The 20471-nt window shown below is 66.0% G+C and carries 20 protein-coding genes and 2 tRNA genes; all 22 read left to right on the top strand.

The annotated features are described in order from the left end of the window. Positions 1-82 precede the first annotated feature (82 nt). Entirely contained in the window at positions 83-2050 is a 1968-nt protein-coding gene (gene ftsH / locus SAOR_RS06495) for an ATP-dependent zinc metalloprotease FtsH (RefSeq protein WP_123630708.1), read from the top strand. Positions 2051-2159: 109 nt separating this feature from the next. Next, on the top strand, positions 2160-3011 hold the full coding sequence (folP, locus tag SAOR_RS06490; RefSeq protein WP_245965413.1) for a dihydropteroate synthase: 852 nt from the start codon (positions 2160-2162) through the stop codon (positions 3009-3011). Between the two features lie 11 nt (positions 3012-3022). Continuing rightward, positions 3023-4417 carry a phosphoglucosamine mutase gene (gene glmM, locus SAOR_RS06485; protein WP_123630707.1) on the top strand — a complete coding sequence of 465 codons (1395 nt, stop codon included), beginning with the start codon at positions 3023-3025 and terminating at the stop codon, positions 4415-4417. Between the two features lie 49 nt (positions 4418-4466). Next, positions 4467-5222 (top strand): triose-phosphate isomerase, encoded by a 756-nt coding sequence (gene tpiA, locus SAOR_RS06480; RefSeq protein ID WP_123630706.1) that lies wholly within the window; start codon positions 4467-4469, stop codon positions 5220-5222. A gap of 27 nt (positions 5223-5249) precedes the next feature. Beyond that, positions 5250-5732 carry a preprotein translocase subunit SecG gene (gene secG, locus SAOR_RS17290; RefSeq protein ID WP_123630705.1) on the top strand — a complete coding sequence of 161 codons (483 nt, stop codon included), beginning with the start codon at positions 5250-5252 and terminating at the stop codon, positions 5730-5732. 19 nt (positions 5733-5751) lie between these two features. After that, positions 5752-5836 (top strand) — tRNA-Leu (locus SAOR_RS06470). Between the two features lie 42 nt (positions 5837-5878). Next, positions 5879-7255, top strand: coding sequence for a Na(+)-translocating NADH-quinone reductase subunit A (locus SAOR_RS06465; protein ID WP_123630704.1), 1377 nt, complete (start codon positions 5879-5881; stop codon positions 7253-7255). A gap of 1 nt (position 7256) precedes the next feature. After that, positions 7257-8525: an NADH:ubiquinone reductase (Na(+)-transporting) subunit B gene (locus SAOR_RS06460; protein ID WP_123630703.1), complete on the top strand. Its 1269-nt coding sequence runs from the start codon at positions 7257-7259 to the stop codon at positions 8523-8525. A gap of 3 nt (positions 8526-8528) precedes the next feature. Beyond that, complete coding sequence (locus SAOR_RS06455; RefSeq protein WP_123630702.1) at positions 8529-9338, top strand: Na(+)-translocating NADH-quinone reductase subunit C; 810 nt, start codon at positions 8529-8531, stop codon at positions 9336-9338. 5 nt (positions 9339-9343) lie between these two features. Then, on the top strand, positions 9344-10009 hold the full coding sequence (locus SAOR_RS06450) for an NADH:ubiquinone reductase (Na(+)-transporting) subunit D (RefSeq protein ID WP_123630701.1): 666 nt from the start codon (positions 9344-9346) through the stop codon (positions 10007-10009). 27 nt (positions 10010-10036) lie between these two features. Beyond that, a complete protein-coding gene (nqrE, locus tag SAOR_RS06445; protein ID WP_123590372.1) occupies positions 10037-10645 on the top strand; it encodes an NADH:ubiquinone reductase (Na(+)-transporting) subunit E in 609 nt (202 codons plus the stop codon). A 38-nt stretch (positions 10646-10683) separates the two neighbouring features. After that, positions 10684-11913 carry an NADH:ubiquinone reductase (Na(+)-transporting) subunit F gene (gene nqrF, locus SAOR_RS06440; protein ID WP_123630700.1) on the top strand — a complete coding sequence of 410 codons (1230 nt, stop codon included), beginning with the start codon at positions 10684-10686 and terminating at the stop codon, positions 11911-11913. Positions 11914-11980: 67 nt separating this feature from the next. Then, on the top strand, positions 11981-13060 hold the full coding sequence (locus SAOR_RS06435) for an FAD:protein FMN transferase (RefSeq protein WP_123630699.1): 1080 nt from the start codon (positions 11981-11983) through the stop codon (positions 13058-13060). Next, positions 13057-13245 (top strand): hypothetical protein, encoded by a 189-nt coding sequence (locus SAOR_RS06430; RefSeq protein WP_221179898.1) that lies wholly within the window; start codon positions 13057-13059, stop codon positions 13243-13245. The genes SAOR_RS06435 and SAOR_RS06430 overlap by 4 nt, the downstream gene beginning before the upstream one ends. Position 13246: 1 nt before the next feature. Next, the gene (locus SAOR_RS06425) at positions 13247-13645 is read left to right on the top strand and encodes a CBS domain-containing protein (RefSeq protein WP_123590369.1); all 399 of its coding nucleotides are present in this window, start codon (positions 13247-13249) and stop codon (positions 13643-13645) included. 99 nt (positions 13646-13744) lie between these two features. Further along, positions 13745-13821, top strand: a tRNA-Met gene (locus SAOR_RS06420). Between the two features lie 53 nt (positions 13822-13874). Next, positions 13875-14327, top strand: coding sequence for a ribosome maturation factor RimP (rimP, locus tag SAOR_RS06415; protein ID WP_123590368.1), 453 nt, complete (start codon positions 13875-13877; stop codon positions 14325-14327). Between the two features lie 63 nt (positions 14328-14390). Continuing rightward, the gene (nusA, locus tag SAOR_RS06410) at positions 14391-15917 is read left to right on the top strand and encodes a transcription termination factor NusA (protein ID WP_123630698.1); all 1527 of its coding nucleotides are present in this window, start codon (positions 14391-14393) and stop codon (positions 15915-15917) included. Positions 15918-15985: 68 nt separating this feature from the next. Beyond that, a complete protein-coding gene (infB, locus tag SAOR_RS06405; protein WP_123630697.1) occupies positions 15986-18619 on the top strand; it encodes a translation initiation factor IF-2 in 2634 nt (877 codons plus the stop codon). A gap of 15 nt (positions 18620-18634) precedes the next feature. Further along, entirely contained in the window at positions 18635-19045 is a 411-nt protein-coding gene (gene rbfA, locus SAOR_RS06400) for a 30S ribosome-binding factor RbfA (RefSeq protein ID WP_123630696.1), read from the top strand. Beyond that, complete coding sequence (gene truB, locus SAOR_RS06395) at positions 19032-19958, top strand: tRNA pseudouridine(55) synthase TruB (protein WP_123630695.1); 927 nt, start codon at positions 19032-19034, stop codon at positions 19956-19958. The genes rbfA and truB overlap by 14 nt, the downstream gene beginning before the upstream one ends. Positions 19959-20181: 223 nt before the next feature. Next, positions 20182-20451, top strand: a complete 270-nt coding sequence (rpsO, locus tag SAOR_RS06390; RefSeq protein ID WP_123630694.1) for a 30S ribosomal protein S15 — start codon at positions 20182-20184, stop codon at positions 20449-20451. Positions 20452-20471: the final 20 nt, after the last annotated feature.

Raw genomic sequence — 20471 nt, 5'->3', positions numbered from 1 at the left:
CCCGCGATTGTTTATACTGTAGGCCGATAACGGACACGGCCTTTTATCACGACCGCGATACGGGCGGTCGAGGACGACGATCTTGAACGAGCTAGCAAAGAATCTGCTGTTGTGGGTGGTCATAGCGCTGGTGCTGATGAGCGTGTTCTCCAGCTTCGCGCCATCGACTTCCAGTGCCAACGAAATCGCCTACTCGCAGTTCCTGACCCAGGTCAAGGACGGCAGCGTGTCCCAGGTCCACATCGAGGATCAGCGCATCCGCGGCCAGCTGCAGTCGGGTCAGAGCTTCACCACCTTCAGCCCGGAGTCCGACAACAAGGCCATGATCGGCACGCTGATGGAGCACGACGTGCAGATTACCGGCGAGCCGCCGGATCAGGGGTCGTTCCTCAAGCAGATTCTCATCTCGTGGTTCCCGTTCCTGCTCCTTATCGGCGTGTGGATCTATTTCATGCGCCAGATGCAGGGCGGTGGCGGCGGCCGCGGCGCCATGTCCTTCGGCAAGTCGAAGGCGAAGATGATGCAGGCCGACCAGGTCAAGATCACCTTCGCCGACGTGGCCGGCGTCGAAGAGGCCAAGGGCGAGGTGCAGGAGCTCGTCGAGTTTCTCGCCGAACCGGCCAAGTTCCAGCGCGTCGGCGGCCAGATTCCGCGCGGCGTGCTCATGGTCGGTTCCCCCGGTACCGGCAAGACGCTGCTGGCCAAGGCGATCGCCGGTGAGGCGGGGGTGCCGTTCTTCTCGATCTCCGGCTCCGACTTCGTCGAGATGTTCGTGGGCGTGGGCGCCTCCCGCGTTCGCGACATGTTCGAACAGGCCAAGAAGCAGGCGCCCTGCATCATCTTCATCGACGAGATCGACGCAGTCGGGCGCCAGCGCGGTGCCGGCATGGGTGGCGGCCATGACGAGCGCGAGCAGACGCTGAACCAGCTCCTGGTCGAGATGGACGGCTTCGAGGGCAGCGAGGGCGTGATCGTGATCGCCGCGACCAACCGGCCCGACGTGCTCGACCCGGCGCTGCTGCGCCCGGGCCGTTTCGACCGTCAGGTGGTGGTCCCGCTGCCGGACGTACGCGGGCGCGAGCAGATTCTCAAGGTGCACATGAAGAACGTGCCGGTGCACGAGAACGTCAAGCCGTCGATCCTGGCGCGCGGCTGCCCCGGATTCTCGGGTGCGGACCTCGCCAATCTGGTCAACGAGGCGGCGCTGTTTGCCGCGCGCGCCAACAAGAAGCTCGTCACGCACGACGACTTCGAGCGCGCCAAGGACAAGATCATGATGGGCGCCGAGCGCAAGTCCATGGTCATGACCGAGGACGAGAAGAAGCTCACCGCCTATCACGAGTCCGGGCACGCCATCATCGGCCTGTCCGTGCCCCAGCACGACCCGGTGCACAAGGTCACCATCGTGCCCCGCGGACGCGCGCTCGGCGTGACCATGTTCCTGCCCGAGGAGGATCGCTACAGCTACTCCAAGCAGCGGCTGATCAGCCAGATCTGTTCGCTGTTCGGCGGCCGGCTGGCCGAGGAAATCATCTTCGGTAAAGAGTACGTGACCACCGGTGCGTCCAACGATATCGAACGCGTCACGGAAATCGCCCGCAACATGGTCACCAAATGGGGTCTGTCGGATCGCATGGGGCCGATCACATACGGCTCGGATGACGGCGAACCGTTCCTGGGCAAGTCGATGGGTCAGTCCGGCGGGATCTCGGACGAGACCGCACACTCGATCGACGAAGAGATTCGTTCGATCATCGACGGCTGCTATGAGCGCTCCAAGCAGATTCTCGAGGACAACATGGACAAGCTCCATCTCATGTCCGAAGCGCTCATGAAGTACGAGACCATCGACCGCAAGCAGATCGACGAGATCATGGCCGGCCGCGAGCCGGGTCCGCCCCAGAGCTGGGAGGACGACTCCGACACGCCGAGTTCGGGCGGCGGCAACGCGCCCGGCACCGCCGACGATCCCGCGGACGCACCGGCCTCCGGCGGCGGTCGTGGCGACGACAAGGGCGTGCCCAGCCCGGCGCACAACCGTCAGTCGTAGCAGCGGCGCGCAGCGGGCCGGCGGCGTTCGCGTCGCCGGCTCTTTTGTTTACGGCGTAACAGCAGACGGACTCTAGGCAGTGGAAGCGACAGCCTCCCGAAGCGACGCGATGCGGCTTGAATCGGCCGAGCGGTCGCTCGATCTGCGGTCGCCCGCGGTGATGGGCATCCTCAACGTGACCCCGGATTCGTTCTCGGACGGCGGCCGCTATACCGATACGTCGGCGGCCGTCGAGCGTGCGCTCGCGATGGTCGAGGAGGGGGCGCGCATCGTCGATGTCGGCGGCGAGTCGACGCGCCCGGGGGCCGCGCCCGTTGAGATCCGGGACGAGCTGGCGCGCGTGCTGCCCGTTATCGAGGGTATTCGCGCGCACAGTGAGGTCTTCATCTCGATCGATACGATCAAGCCGGAGGTCATGCGTGCGGCCTGCGAAGCGGGTGCGGATCTGATCAACGACGTGATGGGGCTGCGGGCTGAAGGCGCGGTCGAGGCCTTGCGCGACACCGGGACGGCCGCCTGTCTCATGCACATGCAGGGCGAGCCGCGGACGATGCAGCGGGCGCCGCGTTACGACGATGTCGTCGCCGAGGTTTCGGCCTTCCTCCACGCACGCGTGGCGGCGTGCGTCGACGCTGGCGTGCCGCGCGCGCGGCTGTGCGTCGACCCGGGGTTCGGTTTCGGCAAGACACTGGAGCACAATCTCGCGCTCATGCGCGCGCTGGCGTGCCTCGCGCCCGAGGACACGCCGCTTCTGATCGGCGTGTCGCGGAAATCGATGTTCGCGCGGCTGCTGGGCTGCGACGACATGGCCGCGCGCATCAACGGCAGTGTGGCGGCCGCGTTCTGGGCGGCGACGCAGGGTGCGCGTATCATTCGCACCCACGATGTGCGGGAGACGCACCAGGTTCTCACGCTGGCCGGGGCCCTGGGCGCCGACCGGCCGATGCCGCAGGCCGGCTGACAGGAGTCGTTTTGGCGCAACGCTATTTCGGAACGGACGGGATACGGGGGCGCGTCGGCGAGTGGCCGATGACGCCGGATTTCGCACTCAAGCTCGGCTGGGCGGCCGGACGCGTCATGGTGCGGCGGCTCGGCGAGGCCGGCATGCCCGCCAACGGCCGTGAGCGACCGCAGGTGCTCATCGGCAAGGATACCCGCCTGTCGGGCTATATGTTCGAGTCTGCCCTGGAGGCCGGTTTCGCGGCCGCGGGCGTCGACGTGCTGCTGGTCGGGCCGCTGCCGACGCCGGCGATCGCCTATCTCGCGCGGACGTTCCGGGCCGGGGCCGGTGTGGTCATCAGCGCCTCGCACAATCCCTACGACGACAACGGCGTCAAGTTCTTCTCCCACTACGGTCAGAAGCTGGACGACGCGGTCGAGCAGGAGATCGAGACCGAACTCGATGCGGCGCTGACCTGCGTGGCATCCGACCAGCTGGGCCGGGCGCGCCGCGTGGAGAGCGCGCCGGGTCGCTACATCGAGTTCTGTAAGTCCACGGTCCGACTCGACAACGGCGGCCTGTCCGGCATGCGCGTGGTGCTCGACTGCGCCCACGGCGCGACCTATCACGTCGCGCCGGACGTGTTTCGTGAACTCGGCGCCCAGGTCGACGTGCTCGGCGCCGCCCCGGACGGACTCAACATCAACCGCGACTGCGGATCGACGCATCCGGAGGCGCTGTCCGAGGCCGTGCGCAGCCAGGACGCGGATGTCGGGGTCGCCCTGGACGGCGACGGCGATCGCTGCATCATGGTCGATCACGACGGCGACGTCGTCGACGGCGATCAGCTGCTGTACGTCATCGCGACCGCGCGCCGCCGCGTGGGAGAGCTGCAGGGGCCGGTGGTCGGCACTCTGATGAGCAATCTCGGGCTCGAGCTGGCGCTCAAGCACGACGGCGTCGCCTTCGAACGCGCCCGGGTCGGTGATCGCTACGTGTTCGAGCGTCTTCGGCACCTCAACGGCACCATCGGCGGCGAGTCGTCCGGCCATATTCTGTGTCTCGATCGCGCGACGACCGGTGACGGCATCGTCTCCGCGCTGCAGGTCATGGCGGCAATGGCCACGCGCGACGAAAGCCTGCAGGCGCTCGTCGCCCCGGTCGAGAAATGCCCGCAGAAGCTGGTCAACGTGCCGATCGCGCGCGGTTCCGCGGATGCCCTAATGCGCGACGAGCGCGTGACTACAGCGGTGGGCAAGGCCGAAGCCGCGCTCGGCGGCGAGGGGCGCGTCCTGCTGCGGCCCTCGGGCACCGAACCGCTGCTTCGGGTCATGGTCGAGGGTCTCGATGGCGGCGCCGTCGAGAATCACGCGCATGCGCTCGCCGATGTGGTCAGCGAGGCGGCGGGCACCGCCGCTAACGCCTGAGCGCGCGGCGCCGGCAGTGACAACGACATATAACGAGGAGCGCAGAACCATGAGCCGCAGGACATTGATCGCAGGCAACTGGAAGATGAACGGCAGCGCGGCGGCGGTCGACGCCTTCGCCAGCGCCATCGCCGCCGACGCGGGCTCGACGGATGCGGACCTGCTCGTCTGCGTGCCGTTCGTTTACATCGAGCGCATGGCGCGTGGGCTGGCGGGTACTGGCGTGGCCCTGGGCGCGCAGAATCTGGCGGACGTGGGCGAGCCGGGTGCCTACACCGGCGAGGTCAACGGCGCGATGCTGCGGGAGAGTGGGTGCACTCACGTGATCGTGGGGCATTCTGAACGGCGTGCGATGTACGGCGAGACCGATAGCGTCGTGGCCGCGAAGCTCGAAGCGGCGGTCGCGGCCGGGCTCGTGCCCGTGGTCTGTGTCGGCGAGACCCTGGCCGAGCGCGAGGCCGATCGCGCCGAGGCGGTGCTCTCCGCGCAGGTCGATGCCCTGTTCGAGCAGTGCCGGCCCGAATCCCTGGCCCGCATGGTGCTGGCCTACGAGCCGGTCTGGGCGATCGGTACCGGGCGTTCGGCGTCGCCGGAACAGGCTCAGGCGATTCACGCCTTTCTGCGCGGGCGCATCGCCCAACAGGATGCTACACTAGCGAACTCGATGCAGCTGCTTTACGGCGGCAGCGTTAAGCCGGACAATGCTGCGGCGCTTTTTGCCGGCGCGGACGTCGACGGTGCGCTGGTCGGCGGCGCGTCGCTCAAGGCCGATTCATTTTTGGACATCGCCCGCGCGGCGCCGTAGGCACGCGAAGGGTTTCGGGCTTTCGGTATGGTTTATACAATACTGCTGATCGTGCAGGTCGTCGTGGCACTGTCCCTCGTGGGGCTGATCCTGATGCAGCACGGCAAGGGAGCGGACGCCGGAGCCGCCTTCGGCAGCGGGGCGTCCGGGACTGTATTCGGCGCCCAGGGCGCGGCGAACTTCATGACGCGCGCCACCGCGGCGCTCGCGACGGTGTTCTTCGCGATCAGTCTGACGCTGGCCTATCTGGTCAACGGTGCGAGCGCGCCGACGGGCAGCGTCACGGATCAGGTTCAGCAGCAGACGCCGGAGTCGTCGCTGCTGTCCGACGAGAACAACAATGGCGTGCCCGGGGAGGGCGCGCTGACCGACGACGGTGCGTCGGCGGGCGCCGGCAGTTCCGCGCCTGCCCAGTCCGGCGACGGAGCCGAGCGCACTGATGACCAAAGCGACGCCGGAAGGTCCGGTGGCGCGGATGGCGCGGACACCAGCGCCGAAATACCCGAATAGGGTATCGACAACGAGTTTTGCCGACGTGGTGGAATTGGTAGACACGCTGTCTTGAGGGGGCAGTAGCGAGAGCTGTGCCGGTTCGAGTCCGGCCGTCGGCACCACACAATCTGTTTTCAGGACGTGAGAGGCGCGCCCGCGGCGACATGCAAGTCACGATCAAGAAAGGGCTTGACCTGCCCATCGAAGGTGCACCCCGTCAGACCGTCGAAGCGGCGTCGGCGGTGAGTCGGGTGGCGGTGATCGGTCTCGATTATCACGGCATGAAGCCGACGATGCACGTCGCTGAAGGCGATTTCGTCAAGCTCGGGCAGCCGCTGTTCGAGGACAAGAAAACGCCGGGTGTGATCTATACCGCACCCGGCGCCGGCGAGGTCGTGGCGATCAACCGCGGCGCCAAGCGCGTTCTGCGATCCGTCGTGATTCGCCTGTCCGGTCCGCCGCGTGATCCGGACGAGGCCGATCCGGATCACGAGATCACCTTCGAGGCACATCCGGTCGAGACCCTGGAGTCGCTGTCCGCGGAGCGCGTTGAGCGTACGCTGATCGATTCCGGGCAGTGGGTGGCTTTTCGCACCCGTCCGTTCTCCAAGGTGCCCGCGCCCGGCACGCGGCCGCGCTCGATCTTCGTCACCGCGATCGATACCAACCCGCTGGCTGCCGATCCGACGGTGGTTATCGGTGCGCGCCGCGAGGATTTCGTCAACGGCCTGCAGGTGGTGGCGCAGCTGACAGCCGGCTCGGTGTTCGTGTGCAAGGCGCCCGGCGCCGATGTGCCCGAGGCCGCCGGCGATCGATTCGTGACCGCGGAGTTCGGCGGCAAGCACCCGGCCGGCCTGGTCGGTACCCACGTGCATCATCTCGACCCGGTCGATTCCGAATCCCGCGTGTGGCATCTGAATTATCAGGACGTCATCGCGATCGGGTCGCTGTTCACCACAGGTCGTATCGACGTCGAACGGGTGATCGCGCTGGGCGGCCCGGCGGCAGCCGACCCCAGGTTGCTGCGAACCCGCATGGGGGCAAGTACCGACGAGCTGCTCGACGACGAGATCACCGGCGACCAGGTGCGAGCGATATCCGGATCGGTGCTTTCTGGGCGGCGCGCGGCGGAATGGGGGTCCTATCTCGGGCGTTACGACACTCAGCTGACGCTCCTGCCGGAGAGCCGCGAGCGGCCGTTCATGGGTTGGCTGATGCCCGGCCGCGATCGGTTTTCCAAGATCAACGTCTTCCTGTCCAGTCTGCTCAAGCCGCAACGGTACCGTTTCAACACCTCGCAGAACGGCAGTCCGCGCGCGATGGTGCCGATCGGCAATTATGAAGAGGTGATGCCGCTCGACATCCTGCCGACGCAGCTGCTGCGCGCACTGCTCGTGCGGGACACCGAATCGGCCCAGGCGCTGGGCGCGGTGGAACTGGACGAAGAGGATCTGGCGCTGCTGTCGTTCGTCGACGTGGGCAAGTACGACTTCGGGCCGCATCTGCGCGCGAATCTCGAAATCATCGAACGCGAAGGCTGATATGTCGGGTTTGCGAAATTATCTGGACCGGATCCATCCGCTGTTCTCGAAGGGCGGCCGGCTGGAGCGCTTCTACGCCCTCTACGAGATGGTGGACACGTTCCTGTATTCGCCGGGCGATACCACCCGCACCGCGCCGCACGTACGCGACGGCATCGATCTCAAGCGGGTCATGATCTATGTCTGGCTCGCCACCTTCCCCTGCATCTTCATGGCCTGCTGGAATACCGGTTTTCAGGCCAATCTGGCGATGGGGCAGATGGGCGTGGACACTGTCGACAACTGGCGCGAAGTGCCGCTGCATCTGCTGGGTGTGTCGCATGATCCGCAGAGCTTCTGGGACAACTTCGTGCTCGGGTTCTGGTACTTCGCCCCGGTCTATTTCGTCACCTTCGTCGTGGGCGGGCTCTGGGAGTTGCTCTTCGCCGCGGTGCGCAACCACGAGATCAACGAGGGCTTCTTCGCGACCTCGATCCTCTATACCCTGACGCTGCCGCCGGCGATCCCGCTCTGGCAGGCCGCGCTCGGCATCAGCTTCGGCATCGTGGTGGGCAAGGAGGTCTTCGGCGGCACGGGCAAGAACTTCCTCAATCCGGCCCTGACCGGCCGTGCGTTCCTGTTCTTCGCCTTTCCGGCCTATATGTCGGGCGACGCGGTGTGGACCGCGGTCGACGGCTGGTCGGCGGCGACGCCCCTCGGCGTGGGTGCCAACGACGGCATCGCCGCCTTGACCAGCCAGATGACGTGGTGGGATGCCTTCGCGGGCGACATCCAGGGCTCGCTGGGTTCGACCTCGACACTGGCGATCCTGCTCGGCGCGGCGTTTCTGCTCTACACGCGCGTGGCCTCCTGGCGGATCATGGCCGGCTGCGTGGGTGGCCTGGTGGCCACCACGATGCTGTTCAATCTCATCGGCAGCGACAGCAACGAGATGTTCGTGATGCCCTGGTACTGGCATCTCGTGATCGGCGGGTTCGCCTTCGGCGCCGTGTTCATGGCCACCGATCCGGTCAGCGCAGCCATGACCAACACCGGGCGGCTGGTCTACGGCGCATTGATCGGCGTCATGACCGGTTTGGTTCGCGTGGTCAATCCGGCCTTTCCGGAGGGCATCATGCTGGCGATCCTGTTCGCCAACATCTTCGCGCCGCTGATCGACTATTTCGTGATCCAGGCCAACATCCGCCGGCGCCAGCGCCGGCTGGCCCAGGCGCGCGATCGCTCGTCGCCCGAGGGGGCGACCACGACGGACACGGTGGCAGCGGAGTAACTCATGCCCGGAATCATCAGTTTCTCGCGCGACGGTGTCGGCTATGTCGTGGTCGTTGCGCTGGCGGTGTGCCTGGTCTGCTCGGTGCTGGTCGCCTCGGCCGCGACGTTCCTCAAGCCCATGCAGACCGTCAACGCGAAGGCTGATCGCCGCAGCAATATTCTGGAAGTCGCGGGTCTGCCGGCCGGTCCGGGTGTCGATGTCAACGAGGTTTTTCGTGAGCGCATCGACGCGCGCGTGGTGGATCTGTCGAGCGGCGAACTCGTTGAAGCACGGGAGGCGAAGAACTTCGATCAGCGCGCGGCCGCGAGCGATCCGGATCAGAGCGTCAAGATCCCGCCGGCGCGCGACGTGGCGGACATCAAGCGTCGGGCCAAGAACGCCGAAGTGTATCTGGTGAAGGACGAAAACGGCGAGTTGGAAACGATCGTGCTGCCCGTCCACGGCTACGGCCTCTGGTCGACGATGTACGGCTTTCTCGCACTCGCGCCGGATGCCAATACCGTGAAGGGCATCAAGTATTATGAGCAGGGCGAGACACCGGGCCTCGGGGGCGAGGTCGAGAATCCGCGCTGGCGCGCCAAGTGGGACGGCAAGAAGGTCTACGGCGCGTCGGGCGAGGTTCAGTTGAGCGTGATCAAGGGCAGCGTCGGCGGCAATACACCGAATGCCGAGTACAAGGTCGACGGGCTTTCGGGCGCGACGCTCACCAGTCGGGGCGTGTCCAACACGATCCACTACTGGCTGGGCGAGAACGGATTCAAGCCTTTTCTGAAGAAGCTTCGTGACGGCGACCTCGCCGCGCAGGGATAGAGGACATGGCACAGAGTCAAGCAATGAAGGTGTTGACCGAGCCGTTGGTCAACAACAACCCGATCGCACTGCAGATCCTGGGTATCTGCAGCGCGCTGGCCGTGACCAACCAGGTCGCCACCGCGCTTTTGATGAGCGCGGCCCTGACGGCCGTCACGGCCTGCTCGAACTTCTCGATCAGCCTGATACGCAACCATATTCCCTCGAGCATCCGCATCATCGTGCAGATGACCATCATCGCTTCGCTGGTGATCGTGGTCGATCAGCTGCTCAAAGCCTTCGCCTATGACCTCGCGAAGCAGATGTCGGTGTTCGTCGGCCTGATCATCACCAACTGCATCGTGATGGGCCGTGCCGAAGCCTTCGCGATGAAGGAGCCGCCGGGCCTGGCGTTCCTCGACGGCATTGGCAACGGCCTGGGCTACAGCCTGATTCTCGTGCTGGTCGGCGCGATCCGCGAGCTGTTCGGTTCCGGTTCGCTGCTGGGATACCAGCTGCTGCCGCTGGCGAGCGCGGGTGGCTGGTACACCCCGATCGGCCTGATGCTGCTGCCGCCGAGTGCGTTCTTCATCATCGGCTTTCTGATCTGGGGTGTGCGCAGCTGGAAGCCGGATCAGGTCGAGGAGGCCGAGTATCAGATCCACCAGGTGCACCGCACCGAAGTGGTTTGACGGTGTCGCTGACGACGGGAGAATAACGTGCAGGATTATCTGAGCATCCTGATCAAAGCGGTCTTCATCGAGAATCTGGCGCTCGCCTTCTTTCTCGGGATGTGCACCTTTCTGGCGCTGTCGAAGAAGATCTCGACGGCCATCGGTCTCGGCATCGCGGTCATCGTGGTGCAGGGCCTGACGGTGCCGGTCAACAATCTCATCTATCAGCACCTGCTCAAGGAAGGGGCGCTGGCCTGGGCCGGCTTGCCCGAAGTGGATCTGAGCTTTCTCGGGCTGATCAGCTATATCGGCGTCATCGCCGCCATGGTCCAGATCCTGGAGATGTTCCTGGATCGCTTCATGCCCGCGCTTTACAGCGCGCTCGGCGTCTTTCTTCCGCTGATCACCGTGAACTGCGCCATCATGGGCGGTTCGCTGTTCATGGTGGAGCGCGACTACGGTTTCGGCGAGAGCGTGACGTACGGTCTCGGCAGCGGGATCGGCTGGGCGCTCGCGATCGCGGCTCTGGCCGGTGTGCGTGAGAAGCTCAAGTATTCGGACGTGCCTGATGGCCTACAGGGGCTGGGCATCACGTTCATCACGGTCGGGCTAATGTCGCTCGGCTTCATGGCGTTTTCGGGCATTCAGCTCTAGGTGAGCAGCTCGACCGGTTTGTCATCACGTGAGTATCCATGGGTGAAGTAGCGCAAATCAGCCTCGGCGTCAGTGTATTCACCGGCGTGGTCCTGTTTCTGGTGGCGGTGATCCTGCTCGCGAAGTCGCGGCTCGTCGCCACGGGGAACGTCGACATCGAGATCAACGGTGAAAAGACGATCAAGGCGCCGGTCGGCAGCAAGCTGCTCGGTGCGCTTGCCGACTCGAAGCTGTACGTATCCTCGGCCTGCGGCGGCGGCGGCACCTGTGCCCAGTGCCGGGTCCGCGTGCTCGAAGGCGGGGGCGTGATCCTCCCGACCGAAGAGACGCACATCAACAAGCGTGAGGCCCGCGAGGGCGATCGGCTGTCCTGCCAGGTCACCGTCAAGCAGGACATGAAAATCCGCGTGCCGGAGGAAGTCTTCGGCGTGAAGCAGTGGCGCTGCCGCGTGCGCTCCAATGACAACGTCGCGACCTTCATCAAGGAACTCGTGCTCGAACTTCCCGAGGGCGAGTCCGTGGATTTCCGCGCCGGCGGCTACATCCAGATCAGCTGCCCGCCGCACGAGGTCGCCTACAAGGATTTCGAGATCGACGAGCGCTTTCACGAGGACTGGGACACGCACAATCTCTGGCGTTACGTCTCCCGCGTCGACGATACCGTCACGCGTGCCTACTCGATGGCCAACTATCCGGAGGAGCGGGGCATCATCATGCTCAACGTCCGGGTCGCGACGCCGCCGCCGAGCAATCCCGACGTCAAGCCGGGCGAGATGAGCTCCTATATCTTCAGCCTCAAGCCGGACGACGAGGTCACGATTTCCGGTCCGTTCGGCGAATTCTTCGCCAAGGAAACCGACGCCGAGATGGTCTTCGTCGGCGGCGGCGCCGGCATGGCGCCGATGCGGTCCCATATCTTCGACCAGCTCGGCCGTATCGGCACCGACCGCAAGATGACGTTCTGGTACGGCGCGCGTTCGAAGCGCGAGATGTTCTATGTCGACGACTTCGATCGCCTCGAGGCCGAGCACGACAACTTCAACTGGACCGTGGCGCTCTCCGATGCCAAGGAAGAAGACAACTGGCAGGGCGAGACCGGCTTCATACACAACGTTCTGTACGAACGTTATCTGAAGGATCATCCCGCGCCGGAGGACTGCGAGTACTATCTCTGCGGCCCGCCGATCATGAACGCCTCGGTGATCAACATGCTCGAGGATCTGGGCGTCGAGCCGGAAAACATCATGCTCGACGATTTCGGCGGTTGATCGCCGAAGCCGGACACCGCGCCGGCGCGGGGCGTGCTGCGGTCGTGGGCGAACGGATGGCGATCGCATGATGCGAGCCGTGATCAGCCCCTCGACGGGGCCGCACTCCGCGTTCCGCGCATTTGTGGTGATCGTGGGCGCGCTCGCGGCCGTTTTCGGCATCGGCTGCGAGGCCGATCGCGAGCCGATCGTGCTCTCCGGGCCCGCCCAGGGCACGAGCTATCGTGTGACCATCACCGAGCCGCCGGCCGAATTGGACGCCGACCGCGCGCGCGCGGCGATGCGGGACGTGATCGATGCCGTTGATCGCCGGATGTCGACCTGGCGCGACGATTCCGAGGTTTCGCGTTTCAACGCCGGGCCCGCGAACGAATGGGTGTCGGTGTCGCCGCAGCTCGCGGGTCTGGTGCGGCACGCGCTGCGGATCGGTCGCGAGACCGAGGGTGCCTTCGACGTGACGATTGCCCCGGTCCTGCAGATATGGGGTTTCGGCGCCGGCGCCGACCGTCCGGAGCGATTGCCGAGTCGCGACGAGCTCGACGCGGCGCGCGAGGACACCGGCATCGGCCTGGTCGATGTGCGCATGGAGCCGCCCGCATTGCGCAAGAAGCGCGCCGGCACCCGGCTCGATCTCGCCGGGCTCGCTCAGGGGTACACGGTGGATCGCATGGCCGAACGGCTGGACGAACTGGGCGCGAAGCGCTATCTCGTGGAGCTCGGAGGCGAACTGTTCGCGCGCGGGCGCAAGAGCGAAGACGATGCGTGGCGCATCGGGGTCGAGAAGCCGCAGGCCGGCGTACGGGCCGTTGAGCGCGTGGTCGAGCTCGCCGACGCGGGGATGACGACGTCCGGCGATTATCGGGACTTCTTCGAGATCGACGGCCGCCGCTTTTCGCACACCATCGACCCGCGCACGGGGCGGCCGGTGGCACACGATCTGCGCGCCGTCACGGTGATCGCCGAGGATGCGATCACGGCTGATGCGATGGCCACGGCGCTGCTCGTCATGGGCCCCGATAACGGCCTGCGCTACGCGGACGCGCACGATATCGCGGCGCTATTCGTCAGCGGCGGGAACGAGGCCCGGTATACTGAGTCCAACTCGCAGGCCTTCGAGCCGTATCTGCAGGACAAGGAGTCGCAATGACACAGTTTCTGACACTCATCCTGGTCGTGTTCGGCGTCATGGCGCTGGTGGTCGCCGCTATGGCGGTCGGCGTGATGTTCACCGGACGCGAGATCAAGGGCAGCTGCGGCGGCGTCGGCGGTGGCGACTGTGCCTGCAGCAAGGGCGAGCGCTGCGAAGCGCCCGAAGCCGCGAGCGGCCGCTGACATGGGCGCGCCGCCGCTCCTGATCCGGCATCACATGCGCGAGGTGCTTGTCACCTTCACGCGCGACATGGACGTGCTGCGCGCGATCCATCTCCTGCTCGAAAAGGGTGTGTCCGGCGCGCCGGTGGTCGACCGGCTCGGCAACATCGTGGGTTTCCTCTCGGAGCGCGACGCGATGGCGATCGCCCTGGACGCGAGCTACTACGAGGACGCCGCCGGCACCGTCGAACGCTTCATGTCGAAAAAGGTCGTGACAGTCGACGCCGAAGATAGTATTATTTCTGCAGCTCGGATATTTCACGACGCGCCTTACAAGACGCTGCCGGTCATGGTCGACAATCGGCTGGCAGGCATGTTGACACGGCGCGACGTGTTGCGATCGTTCGAGCGTCATCGCTAGCGAGTTGGCCCTCTGGGGCAAGCCGCGATCGATGACGATGACTCGCCGAAAGGGGCTTGCAATAGTCCGGTGAAGTCATTATAGTTTCGCGCCATCGGGTGCGGGGTGGAGCAGTCTGGCAGCTCGTCGGGCTCATAACCCGAAGGTCGCAGGTTCGAATCCTGCCCCCGCTACCAAATCTTGGTTTAGAAAAAGCCCCCGATGCGGGGCTTTTTTGTTGGCAGAACGTATGTCGCAACGGTTACAGCAGCTGCTCGAGCCGGTCGTGAACGACCTGGGGTACGAGCTCTGGCACCTAGAATCGACCGGTGCGGCGAAAAGCGGTGTCCTCCGTCTGTACATCGACTCACCGGCGGGTATCGCGCTCGAGGACTGCGAGACGGTCAGTCACGAGGTCAGCGCGGTGCTCGACGTCGAGGACGCCGGCAACTCGAACTACCAGCTCGAAGTGTCCTCGCCGGGGCTCGATCGGCCGCTCGCCAACAAGGCGCACTTCCGTCGCTTCATCGGCGAACGGGCGCGCGTCAACATGTTCGCGCCGGTGGCCGGACAGCGGAAGTTCCGCGGCGTCATACTGGCGGTGGAAGGCGATACGGTTGATCTGGGCTGTGATGACCAGACATACAGTCTTCCGATAGCGGACATGGCGAAGGCCCGACTGGAGCCGGTATTTGACGACTAGAACCGCCAGGCACGAGAGGCACGGTCCGGTCGAACGCAACACGAACGATTTCGGGTGACAGTGATGAACAAGAATGTCCTTTTGGTCGCCGAAGCGGTTTCCAACGAAAAGGGTGTCGGCAAGGACATCATCTTCGAGGCGATCGAGGCCGCGCTCGCGTCGGCGACGCGCAAGAAGCACGGTGGCGACATTGCGGTGCGGGTCAGCATCGACCGTGCCACCGGCGACTATGAAACCTTCCGCCGCTGGGAGGTGGTCGAGCCCGGCGCCGAGGACGCCGACGGCGAGCCGCGTTTCATCGAGGCCCCCGACCGCGAGGTGTCGCTGGAGACCGCGCGCGAGAACGATCCGGACGTCCAGCCGGGCGATTTCATCGAGGAGTCGATGGAGTCGGTCGAGTTCGGCCGCATCTCGGCGCAGGCCGCCAAGCAGGTCATCGTGCAGAAGGTACGGGAGGCCGAGCGCGCCCAGATCGTCGAGGCCTATGAAGACCGCGTCGGCGAACTCATCACGGGTCTGGTCAAGCGCATGGAGCGCGGCGCGGTGATCCTCGATCTCGGCGGTAACGCCGAGGCGATCATTCCGCGCGACCAGATGATCCCGCGCGAGCCGATGCGCCCGGGCGACCGCGTGCGCGGCTATCTCTACGACGTGCGGCCCGAGCAGCGGGGCCCGCAGCTGTTCGTCTCGCGCACGAGGCCGGAATTCCTCATCGAACTGTTCAAGCTCGAGGTCCCGGAGGTCGGTCAGGGCTTGATCGAACTGCGCGGAGCGGCCCGCGATCCGGGGCTGCGTGCCAAGATCTCGGTGCTGGCGAAGGACCGCCGCATCGACCCGGTCGGTGCCTGCGTCGGCATGCGCGGTTCGCGCGTACAGAGCGTGTCGAACGAGCTGGCCGGCGAGCGCATCGATATCATCATGTGGAACGAGAACCCGGCCCAGTTCGTGATCAACGCGATGGCGCCGGCCGAGGTCGAGTCCATCGTGCTCGACGAAGACTCGAGCAGCATGGATCTGGCCGTGGCCGAGGACGTCCTGGCCAAGGCCATCGGCCGCGGCGGGCAGAACATCCGTCTGGCCTCCGAACTCACCGGCTGGCATCTCAACGTGATGACGCTCGAGGATGCCGATGCCAAGAGCGAGGCCGAGATCGAGCAGCTGACCACCATGTTCCGCGAGCAGCTGGATGTGGATGACGAGGTCGCGGCCATCCTGGTGCAGGAGGGCTTCACGACCGCCGAGGAGCTCGCCTACGTGCCGGCGAGCGAACTCGCCGACATCGAGGAGTTCGACGAGGAGGTCATCGAGGAGCTGCGCAACCGCGCCCGCGATTATCTGCTTTCCCGCGCGATCTCCAGTGTCGAGGGCGGCGACGAGCAGCCCGCCGACGACCTCTTCGAGGTCGAGGGCGTGGACGAAGAACTCGCGGGCACCCTGGCGGAAAAAGGTATCCTGTCGCGCGACGACCTGGCGGAGCTGGGCGCGGACGAGCTTGTCGAGTTGATCGACATCGACGAGGACGCCGCCGGCGATTTGATCATGGCCGCGCGTGCGCACTGGTTTGCCGACGAGCAGGCCGGCGCGCAGTAATTGGCTCGAACAGAGGCGCGCCCGCCGCGGCAGGTAACCGGTGCGGGCCCCACGGAGTAATCAGAAGTATGGCGCAAACGACGGTCAAACAGTTGGCATCGGAAGTCGGAATTCCGGTGGAACGACTGCTGTCGCGGTTGGCGGAAGCCGGCGTGTCCGCGTCGAGCGAAGACGATTCGATCGGCGATGAAGACAAGCTCAAGCTGCTGCGCCATCTGCGCGGCGGTGACGGTGGCAAATCCGGTGGCAAGCTCGGCGCGCGGCGCAGCAATGTATCGTTGCGCCGGCGCTCGACCTCGGAACTCAAGGTCGACACCGGCCGTGGTGGCTCGTCCGGGCGCACGGTCAGCGTCGAGGTGCGCAAGCGCCGGACGTACGCGAACCGGTCGCAGTCCGGCGAGGAAGAGGCGCAGCCGGCGCCCGAGCCCGAGGTCGAGCACGATACCGCCGAGGATCAGGCCCGCGCGGCCGCGCAGGCCGAGGCCGACGCTGCCGAGCGTGCGCGCCGCGAAGAGGCCGAGCGCCTCGAGGCCGAGGAAAAGCGCAAGCGCGAGGAGGCCGAACAGGCCGCCGCGGAAGAGCGTGCCCGCCGCCAGGCGGAGATCGACGCCCAGCGCGCGGCCCAGGAGCAGGCCGATCGCGAGGCCATGGACAAGGAGCGCGCCAAACGCGGCGTGCACGTAGACGACGCGCGCTCGCGGGCGCAGGAAAACCTCCGCCGGGCCGCCGAGAGCCACGGTCGCACCGAGGAGGACGAGAAGCGCGAACAGGATCGTGAGCAGGGCCGGCGCAAGGAGCTTCACGTTGCCGAAGGCAAGCAGGGCCGTCGCAAGGGCAAGAAGAAGCGCGGCGGTCGCGGCCGTCAGGTCAGCGTGGCGACGGAACACAGTTTCGAACGTCCGACCGCACCGGTGGTGCGCGACGTCGAGATCCCCGAGACGATCACGGTCGCCGATCTCGCCCAGCGCATGGCGGTCAAGGGCGGCGACCTGCTCAAGCGGATGATGAAACTCGGCGTCATGGCGACCATCAACCAGACCGTCGACCAGGAAACGGCGACGATCCTGGTCGAGGAGATGGGCCACAACCCGAAGCTGGTGAAGACCGCCAGCGCCGAGGAGGCGCTGGTCGAGGAAGTCCGCAACGAAGAGGAGCAGGTCGAGGGCGTGCCGCGGGCGCCGGTGGTCACGATCATGGGCCACGTCGACCACGGCAAGACCTCGCTGCTGGACTACATTCGCCGCACCAAGGTGCAGGCCGGCGAGGCCGGGGGTATCACCCAGCATATCGGCGCCTATCACGTCACCCACGACAAGGGCGCGATCACGTTCATCGATACGCCGGGTCACGCCGCGTTCACCCGCATGCGGGCCCGCGGCGCCGAGATCACGGATATCGCGATCCTGATCGTGGCCGCCGACGACGGCGTCATGCCGCAGACCAAGGAATCGATCCAGCACGCGCGGGCCGCCGGCGTGCCGATCGTGGTGGCCGTGACCAAGATGGATATTCCCAGCGCCGACATCGAGAAGGTCAAGGCGGGCCTGTCGGCCGAGAACATCATTCCCGAGGATTGGGGCGGTGACGTCCAGGTCGTGCCGGTGTCCTCCCAGACGGGCGAGGGGATCGACAATCTGCTGGATGCGGTGCTGCTGCAGGCCGAGGTCAGCGAGTTCTCGGCTCCGGTCGACGTGCCCGCGCGCGGCACGGTCATCGAATCGAGCCTGGAGAAGGGGCGCGGTCCGGTGGCCACGATCCTGGTCAAGGCCGGCACGCTCAAGCGCGGCGACAGCATCCTGGCGGGGCCGCATTTCGGCCGCGTCCGGGCCATGTTCAACGAGCTCGGCGAGCAGGTGAAATCCGCCGGCCCGTCGATTCCCGTCGAGGTGCTCGGGCTTTCGGGTACGCCGGAGGCGGGTGACGACGCCTTCGTCGTGGCCAACGAGAAGCGCGCGCGCGAGATCGCGGAACAGCGCGAGGAGCACCAGCGCGAGAACAAGCTCGCGCAGCAGCAGGCCGCGCGCCTGGAGGAAGTGTTCTCCGCGATCGGCGAGAACGGCCCGGCCGAGAGCAAGGACCTCAACCTGCTCGTCAAGGGCGACGTGCAGGGCAGCGTCGAGGCATTGGTCGAGTCGCTGGGCAAGATCCCCTCGGAAGAGGTCAAGATCCGCATCATCTCCAGCGGCGTCGGCGGCATCAGCGAGTCGGACGTCGAACTGGCGATGGCCTCGCAGGCGATCATTCTCGGCTTCAACGTGCGTGCGGACGCCAAGGCCCGGAAGACGATCCAGGAGTCGGGTGTCGATGTGCGCTATTACAGCGTCATCTACGAGGCGATTCAGGATGTGACGGACGCCGTCAGCGGGCTGCTCGGCACGGAACTGCGCGAGGAGATCATCGGTCTCGCCGAGGTGCGCGACGTGTTCCGCTCCTCCAAGCTGGGCGCGATCGCCGGCTGTCTCGTGGCCGACGGCAACGTCGTGCGTGGTCAGCCGATCCGCGTGCTGCGCGACAACGTGGTCGTCTACGAGGGCGAACTGGAATCGCTGCGCCGGCACAAGGACGACGTCAATCGCGTGCCCGCGGGTACGGAGTGCGGCATCGGTGTCAAGAACTACAACGACATCAAGCCGGGCGACCAGATCGAGGTCTACGAGCGCACAGAGGTCCAGCGGACCGTCGACACCGCGGAAACGGCCTAGGCGCGCGCGAACGCCATGCCCCGCGAATTCGCACGCAAGCATCGTGTAGCCGAGGAGATCAAGCGTGAGCTCGGCGTCCTGATCACCACTCAGGTCAAGGATCCGCGGGTCCGCCTGGCTACGATCACGGACGTCGATCTCTCGCCCGATCTCAAGCACGCCAAGGTCTTTGTCGGCGCCTTCGACGTCACTGCCAGCAGCGAGCCCGCCTCGGAGGTGCTCGCCGGGCTGCGGGCTGCGCGGGGGTTTCTCAAACGGGAACTGGGCAAGCGCCTGCGGCTCCGGACGATGCCCGATCTGCGTTTTTACGAGGATGCCACCGAGCGCGAGGCGCAGCGGCTCACGCGCATCATCGACGACGCCGTGGCCGAGGACACCCGGCACGACGTGGACGAGGACGCACCTCCGCGCGATGGCTCGGCGTAGACGCGGGCGCGACGTCGACGGCGTCGTCCTGCTCGACAAGCCGCTGGGCTGCAGTTCCAACGCTGCGCTCCAACGCGTGCGTCGCGCCTTCGATGCCCGCAAGGCCGGCCACACCGGGAGTCTGGATCCGCTGGCCACGGGGCTGCTGCCGGTCTGCCTCGGCGAGGCGACCAAGGCGTCCGGCTATCTGCTGCATGCGAACAAGCGTTATCGGGTGACGGCCGAAGTCGGGTCGGAAACCGCCACCGGCGACCGTGAGGGCGGCATCACACGAGAAAGCCAGGCGGCGACGCCGGAAGCGGCCGAATTCGACGCCATTCTCGCGCGTTTTCTCGGCCCGCAGCAGCAGATACCACCGATGTATTCGGCCCTCAAGAAGGACGGCAAGCGGCTCTACGAGCATGCCCGCGCCGGGCGTGAGATCGAGCGCGATTCGCGTGCCATCGAGGTGTACGCCATCGAATGCGTGGCGCGCTCGGCCGAACGTTTCACGCTGGACGTCAGCGTCTCCGCGGGCACCTACATCCGCACGCTCGTCGAGGATATCGCCCGCGCCTGGGGCGGCTGCGCCCACGTGGGCGCGCTGCGTCGTCTGGGCGTGGGCCGGCTTGGCAGTGAACACGCGATGGTCACGCTCGACGACATCGAGGCGCAGGCCGGCGACGTTCGGTCGCTGGACCACTTTCTTCAACCGGTGTCGACGGTGCTGGAAGACTGGCCGCGATTGACGCTGGACGGCGCGCAGGCGACCGCGATCGGACAGGGGCGCCGTGTCCTCGGTCCGGGCCATGTCCCCGCGGGCGAATCGCTGGTGTGTCTGGTCGGCGAAAACGGCGATCTGTACGGCTTCGGCGTCGTCACGGACGCCGGTGAGATCGCACCGAAGCGGTTGTTCGCGCGACCGCAGCGTTGAAGACACGATTGTTGTTGTGCTCGCCACCCGTGAGCCGCTAGAATACGCGCCTTGCCAAGGCTGCGGCCGCCCGGCATTGCGTCGAGCGCAGGGGCTTTTTCCAAAACGCGCCGCAGGGGAAACGGGCCGAATGGCCACCGTTCCCCGATTCGCGATTTGGAAAAAGCCGGCTTGCTCGATCGAGTCGGGTGTCGCGGCACATGTCTATTCACCAGGAGTCAACATGTCGCTTTCGACCCAGGAAAAGGCGGACGTCATCAACAAACACGGCCGCGACAGCAGCGATACCGGTTCGCCGGAGGTGCAGGTGGCGCTGCTCACGACCCGCATCAGCCAGCTCGGCGATCACTTCAACGTTCACAAGGCCGATCATCACTCGCGCCGCGGTCTGCTGAAGATGGTCAACCAGCGCCGCAAGCTGCTCGACTATCTCAAGGGCCAAGACGCCTCGCGCTACAAGGCGATTATCAGCGAACTGGGTCTTCGCCGCTGATCGATCCGCGCGACGTGCCG

The sequence above is a fragment of the Salinisphaera orenii subsp. orenii MK-B5 genome (assembly GCF_003788635.1).
In the GTDB taxonomy this organism is placed as follows: Bacteria; Pseudomonadota; Gammaproteobacteria; order Nevskiales; family Salinisphaeraceae; genus Salinisphaera; species Salinisphaera orenii.
This window is presented reverse-complemented; position numbering and strand designations above follow the sequence as displayed.

Excerpts from the sequence above, each read along its gene's own strand:
- SAOR_RS06460 (WP_123630703.1), top strand. The coding sequence starts at position 7,257 with ATGTCGGGTTTGCGAAATTATCTGGACCGGATCCATCCGCTGTTCTCG.
- secG (WP_123630705.1), top strand. The coding sequence starts at position 5,250 with ATGGTTTATACAATACTGCTGATCGTGCAGGTCGTCGTGGCACTGTCC.
- infB (WP_123630697.1), top strand. The coding sequence starts at position 15,986 with ATGGCGCAAACGACGGTCAAACAGTTGGCATCGGAAGTCGGAATTCCG.
- truB (WP_123630695.1), top strand. The coding sequence starts at position 19,032 with ATGGCTCGGCGTAGACGCGGGCGCGACGTCGACGGCGTCGTCCTGCTC.
- folP (WP_245965413.1), top strand. The coding sequence starts at position 2,160 with ATGCGGCTTGAATCGGCCGAGCGGTCGCTCGATCTGCGGTCGCCCGCG.
- nqrF (WP_123630700.1), top strand. The coding sequence starts at position 10,684 with ATGGGTGAAGTAGCGCAAATCAGCCTCGGCGTCAGTGTATTCACCGGC.
- rimP (WP_123590368.1), top strand. The coding sequence starts at position 13,875 with ATGTCGCAACGGTTACAGCAGCTGCTCGAGCCGGTCGTGAACGACCTG.
- rpsO (WP_123630694.1), top strand. The coding sequence starts at position 20,182 with ATGTCGCTTTCGACCCAGGAAAAGGCGGACGTCATCAACAAACACGGC.
- nusA (WP_123630698.1), top strand. The coding sequence starts at position 14,391 with ATGAACAAGAATGTCCTTTTGGTCGCCGAAGCGGTTTCCAACGAAAAG.
- SAOR_RS06430 (WP_221179898.1), top strand. The coding sequence starts at position 13,057 with ATGACACAGTTTCTGACACTCATCCTGGTCGTGTTCGGCGTCATGGCG.
- SAOR_RS06425 (WP_123590369.1), top strand. The coding sequence starts at position 13,247 with ATGGGCGCGCCGCCGCTCCTGATCCGGCATCACATGCGCGAGGTGCTT.
- SAOR_RS06455 (WP_123630702.1), top strand. The coding sequence starts at position 8,529 with ATGCCCGGAATCATCAGTTTCTCGCGCGACGGTGTCGGCTATGTCGTG.
- SAOR_RS06450 (WP_123630701.1), top strand. The coding sequence starts at position 9,344 with ATGGCACAGAGTCAAGCAATGAAGGTGTTGACCGAGCCGTTGGTCAAC.
- SAOR_RS06465 (WP_123630704.1), top strand. The coding sequence starts at position 5,879 with ATGCAAGTCACGATCAAGAAAGGGCTTGACCTGCCCATCGAAGGTGCA.
- tpiA (WP_123630706.1), top strand. The coding sequence starts at position 4,467 with ATGAGCCGCAGGACATTGATCGCAGGCAACTGGAAGATGAACGGCAGC.
- rbfA (WP_123630696.1), top strand. The coding sequence starts at position 18,635 with ATGCCCCGCGAATTCGCACGCAAGCATCGTGTAGCCGAGGAGATCAAG.
- SAOR_RS06435 (WP_123630699.1), top strand. The coding sequence starts at position 11,981 with ATGATGCGAGCCGTGATCAGCCCCTCGACGGGGCCGCACTCCGCGTTC.